Here is a 13,066-nt window from a genome sequence, read left to right on the forward strand (position 1 = left end):
CCGGCGCCCGTTTCGGATGGCGGATCAGCTCGCCGTGAGCCGTTCCAGTGACGCGGCGACCTCGGCGGGCGAGGGCTGGGCGAGCAGTTCCCCTTGCAGGTCGCGCGCTGACGCACCCATCGCCTCGTCGGACATCGCCGTCTCGACCGCCCCGGCGATCTCCGCGGCGTCGGTCTTCGCGGCGTTGAGCGCGATGCCCGCACCGCAGCCGGCGACGTGGGACGCCGTGTCCAACTGGTCCAGGATGCCCGCGACCAGTACCTGTGGCAGGCCGAACGACGCGGCCGTCAGCATGGTGCCGGTGCCACCCTGGTGCACCACGGCGTCGCATGTCGGCAGCAACAGGTGCAACGGCATCCGCTCCACGACCCGTACGTTCTCCGGCACCTCACCCAGCAGCTCCCGGTCGCGGCCCGTGACCGTCGTGACCACCTCGGCGTCGAGCCCCGCAAGGCTCTTGAGGATGTCCGGCACCAGGAACCCCTCCGAACCGGTCAGCTCCGTCGTCGTGGTACCCCACGTCACACAGATCCGCCGCGCTGTCGGCTCGCACAGCCAGGCGGGCGCCTCACCGGGTCCGTTGTAGGGCACGAACCGCACCGGCATGTGGTGCGGGATGCCTGCGAACTGCAGCCGTGGCGGACACGGGTCGACCACGGCCGCCGCGTACTCCGCCCGCACCTCCACCCCGTGCCGCTCGTACAGGGCCACCAGCGCGTCGGCCCACATCCGGGGCTCCGCGCCGTTTCCGGGGAACAGCCCCATCTGCCGTTCGAAGGCAGGCCCGGTCAGGTGGGTGACGAGCGGCACTCCCGCGATCTCCGCGACCAGCGGGGCGACCATGGCGAACGGGTTCGCGACCACCAGATCGGGTCGCCACGCCTCGACGAGCGGGACGAGGTCCGCGGCCATCGCCTCGGCGGTCTTGGTGAACGGCGCGAACTTCGCCTCCAGCGCCGGCTTCAGGACCTCGAACGGCACGTCGGGCGGACCGCCCGGGTCGGTGCCCTCGTCCGGGTGGTCGCGGTTGTGCTGGGCCAGCTCGTTGGTGACCTTCTGGAATTCCGGCATGAAGTCGTATGCACGCCCCACCGTGGAGACCGTCAGGCCGGACTGCCTGACGGTGTCCACCACATGCGGCTGGCCCGCGACCCTCACCTCGTGTCCGGCCGCGCGCAGGGCCCAGGCCAGCGGCACCATCGGCATGTAGTGCGTGGGCTGGGACCACGGTACGAAGAGAACCTTCATCGGTGTGTCACTTTCGGTAGGTGTCGGTGACGGTCAGCAGCACGCTCGCGACGTTGTAGCCCTGGGTGCCGCCGAGGAGGAGGACCCGGTCTCCGGGCGCCACGTCCCCGGCACTCAGCAGGTGGTCCAGGGAGAAGACCTGGTCGCTCGCGCCGATGTGCCCGATGGTCCGGCCGAAGTCCCAGGTGGAGCGCTCCATCGGCAGCCCCAGCGGTCGCATGACGTCCGCTTCGATCAGCGCCGCCCCGGCGTTGGTGAACACGACCTTCGCCAGGTCTTCCGGGCCGAGGCCGGCCTCGTCGAGGGACTGCCGTGCGACATCGGCGTACATCGTGGAGAACAGCCGGTGCAGGTCGAACGAGTCGAAGTCGGAGCCCAGCGCGTACTCCCGGGCCCGCGCCGGCACGTCCACCGTCTCCCGCGCCAGGGCCTCGTGGTCGGCCAGGTCCAGGGAACCGCGGTGCAGGCCCTCAAGTTCCGGGATGGTCCGGGAGTTGACGGCCTCGATCCGGGCGATGCCCTCCGTCCTGCCGACCAGCACGGCCGACCCGCCGTCCCCCAGCGCCATGCCGAACCCCGCGCTGTGCCAACGGTCGTAGTACGGGGCGACCGCCCGCAGCGACGACGTCACCAACGCGGTGGACCGGTCCGTGGCCAGGTTCAGCCAGGCGATGGCCACCTCCAGACCGGACAGGGTGCCGTTGCAGCCCTGCCCGATGGTGTGCGACGGAGTGTTGCCGCACTTCAGTTCCCGCAGGACATAACCGGCCGACGCCCATCCCTCGGGGACGTCCCGTGCCATCGGGGCGTGCACCAGCAGGTCCAGGGCGCCCGGGTCGAGGCCCGCCCGGTCCAGGGCCTGCCGGCCGGCGTCGACGGCCAGGTCCGTGGCGGCGACCGAGTCGGCCACGGGAACACCCACCAGGTCGCTGTCGAAGAAGTCGTCCTCGTCGCACAGCCCTTCGGCGATGGCCTGCTTAAGCGACACCCTCTCGGGCGGCAGGCTCACACCGAGCGCCCGGATGTGGAAGTCATGCGTCTTCACTCGTGCGTCCTCCGTACATACCGACGGCCCGAAGCGAGTGCTCGGGCCGTCCGGATCCGTGTGCGTGCGTGGCTCGGGGTCAGAATGTGGGCGTGTTCACGGCCCGGATGTTCCCCAGGTAGGGGTGCCACAGGTGATCGGGGTCGTTCTCGACCGCGGTCACGATCTCCCGCATGGCGTGCAGGGCCTTGGGCTCCTCGTCGTCGTAGAAGTCGCCCTGCAGCATCTTGAGCACGTCGATGCGGTAGCGGGGGTCCTGTACGAACGCGGTGAACAAGATGTTCAGCCGGTAGTAGATGGAGATGAACTCGTACCAGTGCTTCACCGCGCGGCGCAGCTTCGACTCGAAGGTGGCGAAGCGGGGCCGGGAGAAGTCGCCTTCCTTGTGCGCGGCGATGATGTCCTTGGCGGCCAGCCGGGCGCTGTTCAGCGCCACGCTGACACCGCTGGAGAAGATCGGGTCGACGAAGCGGGCCGCGTCACCGACCAGGACGAACCGGTCGCCGCATATCTGCTTCATCGAGTAGCTGTAGTCGCCCTCCGGCTTGAAGGGGCGCAGCCGCGTGCACCGCTTGAGCGCGTCGTGGAGCTCGGGCCGGCTCGCCACGGAGTCCCAGAAGAACTGCTCCCGGTCGGCGTTGGCCGCGGCGAAACGCTCCTTCTGAGTGACCACACCGACGCTGGTGATGGTGTCGGTGATCGGGATCTGCCAGACCCACGAGTCCTCGATCGGCAGGAAGTGCACATAGATGTAGTCGGTCTTCTCGGGGGCGACGGCCAGTGCGCCGCGGTCGAGTCCCTCGAACCAGCTGTGGATCGCGTACTGGTTGAAGACCGGGTCCGGCACCTTGACCTTGAGCTGCCGGCCCAGCAGCGTGTGCCGCCCTGAGGCGTCGACGACCATGCGGGTGGTGAAGTCCACGGCGCGCGGACCGAAGCGGCAGCTCACGGTGACCAGGTCGGGATCGGAGTCGAAGTCGGCCTTCAGCACCCGGGCGCCGGAGAAGACCTGCGCGCCCAGGCTCTCGGCGTGCTTCAGCAGGATCAGGTCGAACTTGCCGCGGTCCACGTGGTACGTGTAATCACGGTCGACGCCTTGTTGGTCGCGCTCGACGAACATGACCTCGGCGGCCCAGTCGTGGTCGAGGCCGGCGAACCCGTTGTGGGGCACGTTGCGTGATTCGGCGGAGGTCCATGCGGCGCCGTACTTCTTGGGGAAGCCGGCGGCGTCGATCTGGTCCATCACCCCGATCTCGGTGAGGACCGGCGTGGTGGCCGGGACCAGCGACTCGCCGATGTGCGGCCGCGGGAACGTCTCGCTCTCGAACACCCCCACGGACAGTCCCGCCGCGGCCAGATAGGAAGCAGCGGTGGAGCCGGCCGGCCCGCCTCCGATGACCAGGACGTCGAAGTCAGCTTCCATGCGCTCTCCCCTTGGCTGGAGTGGCTTCCGCACTCGTGTCGTCGGTCACCGTCGCGCGTGGTTCTTAAGACCTTCTAAGACGGGTCCAAACACGACGGGGGAGAGACGATCGACGCCTGCCGGCGGATGGCGTCGAGCAGCAGCGCCTGCCGCAGGCTGTCCTCGTCGGGCACCGATCCGGTGCGCACTGCCGTGGCGAACGAGGCCAGGGCGTTGGCCACCTGGTCGTCACACGGCAGCCGGATCTCCTCGGTATCACCGCCGCGTTCCAGACGCAGTACCGGTACGTGGTCGGCGGGCGGAGTGAACGCCCGGTCCACGCCGATGCGCCCTTCACTGCCGACCAGTTCGTACGTGGACCGGTAGGTGTGCTCCAGGCCGAAGGCCAGCTCGGCGTCGACTCCGTCCAGGCCGAGCAGCCGTACGGTGCCGCCGGTCTCGACGGGGTGCCGGGCGCTGGAGGTCAGGACTGCCTCGGCGACGCTCAGCTCACCGCCCAGGAAGTGCACGGCCGTACGGACCGGGTACACCCCGATGTCCAGCAGCGCGCCGCCCCCCATGCCGGGCTGGTAGCGGATGTCGTCGGCCGGCAGCTCCGGAACGGTGAAGGTGGCGTGCACGGTCCGTATCGCGCCGATGGCACCCTCCCGCACCAACCGCTGGACCACTTCGTGCTGTTGGTGGTGGACGAACATCACGTTCTCCCGCAGCACCAGACCGAGCCGGTGCGCGAGGCCCATGAGGTGGCGAGTGCGGGGGGCGTTCGTGGTGAGCGGCTTCTCCGCGAGCACATGCCGGCCACTCAGCAACGCCGCCTCCACCCAGGAGGCGTGCAGCGCGGCCGGCAGCGGAATGTACACGGCCTCTATCTCGTCGATGTCCAGGAGTTTCGCGTAGCCACGGACCGGCCTGCCGCCGAATGATTCAGTGAAGTGCCTGGCCTTCTCCATGTCCCGGCTGGAGATGGCGACGATTTCCATGCCGGGCAGTTCGTTGATGGCGGGGAGAATTCGGCGCCGCGCGATGGAGGCACATCCCATGACTCCGATACGGACGGGGTCGGTGCGGCTCATCATCCCCCCGGTTGAGCCCCCGCGTGCACGGGCTATCGACACAAGCCCGCCCCTTTCCGGCTCGTTACGGTGATGTGCGAGAAAGGCGGACGGCCTGGAGACCGCTGGATGTCGGGACGGAACATACCGGCACCATCGCTCATGCCACAAGCAAACCGTCCCCGAAGGCCACCTGTCCACCCACCGTGAACCGCTGTCCAGTACCACCTGATGGCAGAGCCTAGGGGGGTGGTAGGGGGTGGATCCAGGGGCAGAGCAGGGGTGTACAGAAGATCACCCCTGCTACCTAGACTCACGGCAACGAGAGCGTCAGTTCGAATCTCCAGTAATGCTTGACCGTAATCGTCGGGGGACGGGGGAACGAGCATGCCATTGCCCGACCGCAATGAGGAAAAGTGGCTACGACGGTTTCCAACTCATCCGCAGAGCGACGTCCGACTGGTCTGCTTCCCGCATGCGGGAGGCTCCGCGAGCTATTACTTCCCACTCTCCCGGGCACTGAACCGGGAGTTGGAGGTAGTGGCCATTCAGTACCCCGGTCGGCAGGAACGCAGGCGTGAGCCGCTTATTGACAGCATTTCAGAACTCAGCGACCGGATCTTCGACGTACTGAGTGCTCAGCCCCATGACCGCACGGCCTTCTTCGGCCACAGTATGGGCGCCGTCGTCGCCTACGAGGTGGCACAGCGGTTCCGGAGCAAGCTGGGCACCGGCCCCGAGTGGCTGTTCGTCTCGGGGCGCAGAGCGCCGTCGCTGCACCGACCGGGTACCGTCCACCTGCGCGACGACGCCGGTCTGGTGGCCGAGCTGCGCACCGTGGGCGGCACTGAACCGACCTTCCTGGCCGACGAGGAGCTTCGCCGGGTCATCCTCCCGGTGACACGCAACGACTTCAAATGCGTGGAGACCTACACCTGGACGAGCGGGCCGCCCTTGGCCTGCCCGGTCACCGCGTTCGTGGGCGACCACGACCCGCAGACCACCGTGACCGACGCCGCGGCGTGGTCCGGCCACACCACGGGCGCCTTCGACCTGAAGGTCTTCCCGGGCGGCCACTTCTTCCTGGACAGCCACCGGGACGCCGTGGCCCACACGATCGCGACCGCGATCGGCTCGTCCGCACCCCACACCGCGACCGAGGAGCCCGCGCCGTGAAATACGAGATTCTGGGTCCGCTCCGAGTGGCGGACGACATGGGCTACACCTTCATCAGCGCCCGGAAGATCGAGACCGTACTCTCTGTCCTGCTGATCCGGTCCGACCAGATCGTCACCCCGGACCAGCTGATGAGCGAGATCTGGGGCGACAAGCTGCCCCTGAGGGCCACCGCCGGCCTGCACGTCTACATCTCCCAGCTCCGCAAGTTCCTGCGCCGGCCCAGCCGTTCGGAGAGCCAGATCGTCACCCGCCCACCCGGTTACCTGCTGCGCAAGGGAACCGATGAGATCGACTTCCATGCCTTTCTGCGCCTGGTCAACCAGGGCCGCACCCTGCTCAGGGAGGAGTGCTACGAGGAAGCCTCCGACTGTTTCGACACCGCTCTCGGGCTGTGGCGCGGAACCGTCCTCGGCGATCTGCGCGGCGGGCCCATCGTCGACGGCTTCGTCACCCACATGATGGAGTCCCGGCTGGAATGCCTGGAGATGCTCGCCGACGCACAGCTCGAACTCGGCCGCCACCGCGAGCTCGTCGGCCGGCTGTACGCCCTTGTCGCCGAGAACCCGCTGTGCGAAGCCTTCTACCGCCAGCTGATGCTCGCCCTGTACCGCTCCGAGCGCCAGGCCGACGCGCTCAAGGTGTACCAGGCCGCGCGCCGGACCCTCAACGAGGAGCTCGGACTGGAACCGGGCCAGGCGCTCAGGGAACTGCAGCGGGCCATTCTGGCCTCGGACGATCAGCTCCGTGTCTTCGCCACCCTGTGACGCGCGGGGCGGGCCGTTCGCCGACGGCCCGCCCCACCCGCCCCGCACCGCTTCAGCGGCGTTCGGGGAGCAGCCGCCGAAGGCGGAGCAGCCGCAGCAGGAGACCCAGAACGGCGGTCTGCGGGGTACGCAGCCCCCGCGACCGCAGCAGCGACCTCGTGGTCCACAGCTGCGTCTCCAGCACATGGTTCGGGGAGGCGTGCACGTCGTCATGCTCGATGAGGCTGAGGTGGCGCACATGCCGCTTCAGCAGCCGCACATCGCCGTACGGAATGATCTCGTCGCGCAGGCTCGCGGCGTACGAGACAGGGACCGCCAGCCGCCCCAGTTCACCGGCCGTCAACGCCCAGCCGGCGTCACCGGCGAGACCGTCGGGCCGCCCCGTCATGTGAGCGAGGGTGTCGGACGTGATCCTCGGCAGCCTGCGCTGCCACGCGGCGTCCGTGAAGAACTCACTGATCGGGGCCCCGACGGTGACGACACCCCGGATCCTCGGGTCCTCCACGGCACAGCGCAGCGCCATGTGGCCGCTGAAACTCAGCGCGGTCGCGTAGGTGTGGCGGACGTCGGCACGGTCGGCGACGTCTTCGAGCAATCCCGACAGCATCCGCCATGCGTCCGGGCCGTACGGCAGGGTGTTCTCGCCCGTCGACGGCATCTCGGTGACCACGGCCGCCATCCCGAGCCGCTCCGCGTGGACCAGCATGGGCGCCCACTGTTCCTTGATGGTCACATTGCCGCCCATGAGTATCAGCAGCGGCTTGCGGTCGGTCGTGGACAGCCCGCTCGTCCAGCAGCGCACCCGCCCCCCGTCGAGCTTCACCTCCAGCGGCTGGATCCGCGGGTACGACGCCCGCCAGCGGTCCAGCGCGGCGATGCACCGGTCCAGGGCCTCCTGCCGGGCGGGCCCGTCGATGTAGGGGAAGCGGGCCATGGCGTAGTGCCGGGACGCCTCCAGGTACTGCCCCGCCCGCTCCAGTTGCTGACCGGTCCGGGACCACTCGCCCACCCATGAGCCCGGCTCGGCACCGTCGTCGGTGGTGATGCGGACGAGCACGTCCTGGTATCCGCGTATGCGCTGGCCCCGTGCGTGGGCCTCGATGTAGCCCTTGAGTTCGGCGACGTCGTTCACTGCTCTCCTTCCCCGGATTCCCGGCGGGCCTCAAGGCCGTCCTTCAGATCAGCGAGCACATCGGCCGCTTCCGCACCGTCGATGGCACGGTGGTCGAAGGTGAGGCTGAGCCGCATGACCGGTGCGACGGTCACCGCCCCGTCCCGCACGACAGGACGATCGGCGGTCCGGCCGACGCCCAGGGTGACGGTCGCCCCGCCGACGGAGTAGAAGCCGTCGACCGGCCGATGCCCCAGCGAGGTGACCGCGAACGTGCCCATCTTCTCTGCCCGGCCGGCCAGCGGCCGTACACCCAGCCGGAACGCGAGCCTGCCGAGCGGCTGCGGCAGGCGCTGCAGCGTCCGCATCGGCCCGAACTCGGGCATGGTTGCCGGGTCGCCGTCCTTGAAGTGGTCCACCTGCCGCTGGATCGCGTCCAGACCGGCCCGATGCAGATCGCGCAGCACCGTGGAGACGACGATCCGCTGCCCACCCAGCGTCTTGTCCAGGGTCAACTTGCCGTTGACGGAGTCGTACCACGCCATCCTGGGCCGCAGATGCCCGCGCAGCGCGGTGTTGGCCGCCGGATGCGCCTTGAGGACCCGGGCCGCAGCGTGGAGCACGTACGACACCGTCGAATACCGGCGGCCGTGTTCCCGGGCCGCCGACTGATGCGCCCTGATCTGCGTCATGTCGACGTCCGTGTCGAGGAACACCGGCTTGACGGCGCGCATCTCGTCCAGGAAGAGCAAGGTGTGCCGCCGCTCGCGCGGAACAGGGGCCTGCCTGACCGTGCTGGGCTTCGAGGGCCGATCTCTGCGCGCGTTCACGAGCACCTTCCTCCGACACCGATCACCTTCACGTGTGGTCATCGTCGGAGACCCGGCTAAAGCGAGCCTTGTCCTCCGGCCGATTCCACGGCGACGGTCCGGGTGTTAGTGCGTCTTTAGCATCACGGCCTAGCCTGCGGCCCGGTATCGGTAAAGAAACTGTCCCGCTGGGAGTTCACAATGACAGTGGCCCGGAACAAATCCACGGATGTCGATGAGAAGACGGATGACGACGGGATAGACCGGCGCGCGATCGACGTCGGCACCGAAGCGCTCGCGGAGGAGATCGTCGACCCCGGTCCGCTGGACGTCAAGGCCCTGGCCATGGCAGCGGCCGCGACGGCCGGCCTCTACGCCCCGGGCCGCGACAACGAGGACGACGTACTCGCCAAGTGCCTCGTCCGGAGCGTCACCGAAGTGGTGGAGAAACTGTCGGTCAGCGATGACCCCGAAAACGCCGGTGTGGGCACCACCGTTGAATACGTGGACGCCTTTTTCGACGAGGACGGGGAACGGGTCGGCACGATGTCCGGAAACGCCGTCGTCCTGGCCATGACCCCGCACATGTGGCAGTACCACAAGAGCACCACCGAATTCGAGGACGGCACCATCGAGCACACGGGAGTCGTCGACTGCACGGCTCTCATGCATCGGATGACGCAGCTGCACCGCGTCGTCGGCACCGGAGGCGTCTACCTCGGCAAGTCCGGCTACATGGCCTTCGAGATGAGCGACCCCCACCAGAAGCCGCCTCACTTCAGTGTGACGTTCGTCCTGTGCTGAAGGCCGCTCGGGGCCGGACCACACGGTCCGGCCCCGAGCCGTGCACCGCCCCGCGTCACGACACCGCCGTATGCTCCCGAGGAGCTCCGAACCACGTACGCAGCGCCGCCGACAGCGGACCGGAACCGTCCGCCCACGCCACCCGGCCGTCCGGGCGGACCAGCACCGCCGCGGCGTCGATCGCACCCACCGGCTCGGCCCGGACCAGGTCGACCCGGTCCTCCCAGCCCGCCAGCTCAGCGCCGACCTCGGCGGCACCCGAGAAGTCCAGGACGAGCCCACGGCCGGACGCCAGCAGCCGCGCCACCGATGTGCCACCGTCCCGCGTGGCCAGCGCGACGTCCGCGAGCCGCGTACCCAGCAGCGCCCCCGCTGCACCGTCCGCTTCCATCGGGTACCGGACGTCCAGGCCGCCCACCATCTTCACCAGGTACGCGTTCACCTCGTCGAACGCCACCAGCTCGCCGATGATCTCCCGCAGCGGCCCCACCTCGCCCATGCGGTGCATCAGCGCCGTCTGCGCACGCGTCGTCAGACAAGCCCGCGCGCCGACCGGATGGCGTTCCCCGTGGTACGTGTCGAGCAGCTCCGCCGGAGCCCAGCCCCGCACCTCGGCCGCCAGTTTCCACCCCAGGTTGACGGCGTCCTCGATCCCCGTACTCAACGCCTGCCCTCCCAGCGGGAAGTGCACGTGCGCCGCGTCCCCGGCCAGGAATATCCTCCCGAGCCGATAGCGCTCCGCCTGCCGCGTGTCCGCGTCCCAACGGCTCAACCACACCGGCGCGCCCTCCGGTTCTTCACCCACGAGCCGGACCACGGCCGCGGAGAACTCCTCGAACGTCACCGGCGCCTCAGGGTCGGCCGGTTCCGCCTCGAACTCACCGGTGATCACCCGCAGAGTGTCCGGGCCCGTCGGTACGACGGTGCACAGCCCGCGCTCGTACTGATTGGAGCCGATCCGCGCGAAGAGCGCCGCGCCCGGCTCCACCTTCAGATCGCCCAGCATGCCGTAGAAACGGGGCCGCACACCCGGGAAATCGATCCCGGCGAGATCACGCACCGTGCTGTGCGCGCCGTCGCATCCCACGACGTGGCTCGCCCGCAGAGACGCGGTGTCACCGCCGGCCGACTCCCGCACCGTCACCTCCGCACCGGACGCGTCCTGGGCGATGGCCACGACCTCGGCGCCCCAGCGGATCTGCACGCCCAACTCGACAGCGCGTTCCGCCAGCCGCAACTCCAGCCGGGCGTGCGGCACCGCGAACGACAACGGATGCCCGCCGTCGAGCCGCGGAAAGTCCAGTGGGATGTGCGCGAAGTGCGCCTGAGGAAAGGGGAAGCCGTCGTTCTGCAGGGCCTCCATGACGCCACGCTGAGTGAGCAGCTCCACCACGGCCGAGTTGATGGCCCCACCGCGTGACTGCTCGCCAGGCGCGTCCTTCCGCTCCAGGACGACGGTCTGCACGCCGGCGAGACCGAGCTCGCAGGCGAGCATCAGGCCGACCGGTCCGGCGCCGACGATGACAACGGGATCGCTCATGAATCGCTCCTCGAAACAGCTCGAAACAGCTCGAAACGGATGTCGTCACGGGGTCGTGACGGAAGGGGTGGCGGCCGGCCCCACCTCGGCACGGCCACCGAGCAGGTCGTGCAGATGCCGGGCCAGCGCAGCGGGCGTCGGATGGTCGTACACGGCGGCCGGTTCCAGCTCCACGTCCAGACCGGCGGCTCCCAGCCGGTTGCTCAGCTCCAGCGCGGTGATCGACGAGAAGCCGAGGCTCAGGAAGTCGACGTCGACCTCCACGGCATCCGGCGCTGAGTGGCCCAACACGGCTGCGGACTCGGAGCGGATCAGCCCCAACAAGAACTCCAGTCGCTCCCCTTCCGGAACGTCGGAGAGCCGTGTGGGCGACGTTCCGGCCGCGCCGCCGTCGCCCGGCACACCGGCTGCCCGCAGCGCCCGGCGCGCCAGCGGCACCCCTTGGAAGAGCCGCCGTCGGACCTGCCCTTGGGGCTGCCCGAGCAGTTCGTCCCAGTCGACGTCGGCGACGACGAGGAACTTGCCATCCAGCTGCACCGCCTGCTCCACGAGCGCCACGACATGCTCCGGCGGCACCGCTCGCACACCGGGCGGAACAGCGGCACCCGGCTCGGTCTCCGGCCACTCCGTAACAACGGCCAAGGCCACCACCGGATGCCCGGCGGCCCGGCGCCCGGCGGCAAGCGCGTCGAGCGACGCGTGCAGCGACGCGGCAGTGTCCTGCCGAGACTCCGGAGCGGTGAACACCGCCGCCGCCGACGTGACGAGCACGAACGTCTCCACACCCGACTCGCGGGCCATGGCGTCGAGGCGTGCGGCCACCTCCAGGTCATGCCGTTCGGTGGCGTCCACGGCTACATGGAGGACCGCCGTGATCGGTTCCTGTGCCCGCGCCCACAGCCGGGCCACATCTTCCTGGGCGGCCGGATCACCGGGCACGACCGTCACCCGGTCCCCGAGATCGGCCGCCAGCCGTGACAGCTCCGGGCGGTCGCCGTCCGCCACGCCCACCGGCAGCAGCACGCGGGCCCCGGCATGCCCTGCCACCCACCGGACCAGCCGCTCACCCAGGGGCGTCACGGCACCCGTGACGACAACCGTGCCCTTCGGTTCCCATCGTGACGCCGCCGCCGCGACCGGCGCCACGGGCACCAGACGGGGCGCGAACGCGCCCGTCGTACGCAGCGCCACCCGCGGTTCGTCGCCCGCGCCGAGAAGCCGGCTCATACGGTCCGCGATCGCGCCGTCGACCTCCCGAGGCAGGTCGATCAGCCCGAACCGGCGCTCCGGACACCCGTCCGCGAGTGCCTGGCTGAGCCCCCAGAACGCGGCCGCACCCGGGTCGGCCGGCGCGTCCTCCCTTCCGACGGCCGCTCCCGCGCGGGTCACGACCCACACGGGTGCCACAGCGTCCAGGCCCGCCAGTGCGGCTGCCGCCGCCGTCTGCGTGTCCTGCGGCCCGGGTAGCCACAACACTCCGTCCACGGCAGCCGTCACATCGTCGGGCCCGCCGCCGACGACTCGGTCGCCGCGCGCGGTCAGCAGGGTGGAGAGCTGCTGATCGTGCCCGACGATCAGCCACGTCCTGGGCGCACCCGCACCGGTCGGCTCGGGGACGGGCTCCCACATCAGCCGGTAGTGCCAGCGTTGCCCCCGCTTGTACGTCGACAGCGCGGGCAGGACAGCACCCAGCGCATCCCGCCGGTCCGCCGACAGCCGCAGCGTCGCCGCCAGGGCGTCCAGGTCACCGTCCTCCACCGCCTGCCAGAACTCAGCCTCGGGAGCCTGCCGTACCTCCTGCTGAGGCGGGTTGAGCCAGTAGGTGCGGTGCTGGAAGGGATAGGTGGGGAGGTCGACGCAGGGCGCGGGCGGGCGGTCTCCGGTGGGCCGGGCGGTGTGACCTCGAGTGTGGGCGTGGGTGAGCGCGGTGAGCACGGTGGCCGGTTCGGGGTGATCCCGGTGCAGGGTCGGCCGGCAGGGGGCGTTGGCGAAGGTGGTGAGGGTGGGGTGGGGTCCGATTTCGAGGTAGGTGGTGACGTTGTGGGTGTGGAGGGTGGTGAGGGCGGTGGTGAGGCGGACGGGTTGGCGTAG

11 protein-coding genes are annotated in these 13,066 nt (G+C 69.7%); 3 read left to right on the forward strand and 8 right to left on the reverse strand.

The annotated features are described in order from the left end of the window. Window positions 1–24 precede the first annotated feature (24 nt). The 4 genes from ACWCPI_RS37830 to ACWCPI_RS37845 all read right to left on the reverse strand — a co-directional run bounded on the left by ACWCPI_RS37830 (window position 25) and on the right by ACWCPI_RS37845 (window position 4,789). Complete coding sequence (locus ACWCPI_RS37830; protein WP_451042495.1) at window positions 25–1,248, reverse strand: nucleotide disphospho-sugar-binding domain-containing protein; 1,224 nt, start codon at window positions 1,246–1,248, stop codon at window positions 25–27. Between the two features lie 7 nt (window positions 1,249–1,255). Next, window positions 1,256–2,293 (reverse strand): ketoacyl-ACP synthase III family protein, encoded by a 1,038-nt coding sequence (locus ACWCPI_RS37835; RefSeq protein ID WP_451042496.1) that lies wholly within the window; start codon window positions 2,291–2,293, stop codon window positions 1,256–1,258. A gap of 79 nt (window positions 2,294–2,372) precedes the next feature. Further along, window positions 2,373–3,716, reverse strand: a complete 1,344-nt coding sequence (locus tag ACWCPI_RS37840) for an NAD(P)/FAD-dependent oxidoreductase (RefSeq protein ID WP_451042497.1) — start codon at window positions 3,714–3,716, stop codon at window positions 2,373–2,375. A gap of 74 nt (window positions 3,717–3,790) precedes the next feature. After that, a complete protein-coding gene (locus tag ACWCPI_RS37845; protein WP_451042498.1) occupies window positions 3,791–4,789 on the reverse strand; it encodes a Gfo/Idh/MocA family protein in 999 nt (332 codons plus the stop codon). A gap of 366 nt (window positions 4,790–5,155) precedes the next feature. Between ACWCPI_RS37845 and ACWCPI_RS37850 the strand changes: the two genes are divergently transcribed. Both ACWCPI_RS37850 and ACWCPI_RS37855 read left to right on the forward strand, forming a co-directional pair. Next, a complete protein-coding gene (locus ACWCPI_RS37850; protein ID WP_451042499.1) occupies window positions 5,156–5,944 on the forward strand; it encodes a thioesterase II family protein in 789 nt (262 codons plus the stop codon). Further along, window positions 5,941–6,711 (forward strand): AfsR/SARP family transcriptional regulator, encoded by a 771-nt coding sequence (locus tag ACWCPI_RS37855; RefSeq protein WP_451042500.1) that lies wholly within the window; start codon window positions 5,941–5,943, stop codon window positions 6,709–6,711. The genes ACWCPI_RS37850 and ACWCPI_RS37855 overlap by 4 nt, the downstream gene beginning before the upstream one ends. 52 nt (window positions 6,712–6,763) lie before the next feature. On the opposite strand, the gene ACWCPI_RS37860 is transcribed toward ACWCPI_RS37855, so the two are convergent. Then, window positions 6,764–7,843: an alpha/beta hydrolase gene (locus ACWCPI_RS37860; protein ID WP_451042501.1), complete on the reverse strand. Its 1,080-nt coding sequence runs from the start codon at window positions 7,841–7,843 to the stop codon at window positions 6,764–6,766. Next, window positions 7,840–8,556, reverse strand: a complete 717-nt coding sequence (locus ACWCPI_RS37865; RefSeq protein WP_451042508.1) for a 2-oxo acid dehydrogenase subunit E2 — start codon at window positions 8,554–8,556, stop codon at window positions 7,840–7,842. Before ACWCPI_RS37865 ends, ACWCPI_RS37860 begins: the two co-directional genes overlap by 4 nt. A gap of 276 nt (window positions 8,557–8,832) precedes the next feature. Here ACWCPI_RS37865 and ACWCPI_RS37870 point away from each other — a divergent pair, with 276 nt between their 5' ends. Then, window positions 8,833–9,435, forward strand: a complete 603-nt coding sequence (locus tag ACWCPI_RS37870; RefSeq protein ID WP_451042502.1) for an allene oxide cyclase barrel-like domain-containing protein — start codon at window positions 8,833–8,835, stop codon at window positions 9,433–9,435. A 55-nt stretch (window positions 9,436–9,490) separates the two neighbouring features. Here ACWCPI_RS37870 and ACWCPI_RS37875 read toward each other — a convergent pair whose 3' ends face one another. Both ACWCPI_RS37875 and ACWCPI_RS37880 read right to left on the reverse strand, forming a co-directional pair. Further along, the gene (locus tag ACWCPI_RS37875) at window positions 9,491–10,975 is read right to left on the reverse strand and encodes an FAD-dependent oxidoreductase (protein WP_451042503.1); all 1,485 of its coding nucleotides are present in this window, start codon (window positions 10,973–10,975) and stop codon (window positions 9,491–9,493) included. 45 nt (window positions 10,976–11,020) lie between these two features. Further along, the coding region (locus ACWCPI_RS37880; RefSeq protein WP_451042504.1) for a KR domain-containing protein at window positions 11,021–13,066 on the reverse strand (2,046 nt) is incomplete at its 5' end.

This window comes from Streptomyces sp. NPDC001920 (genome assembly GCF_053594495.1).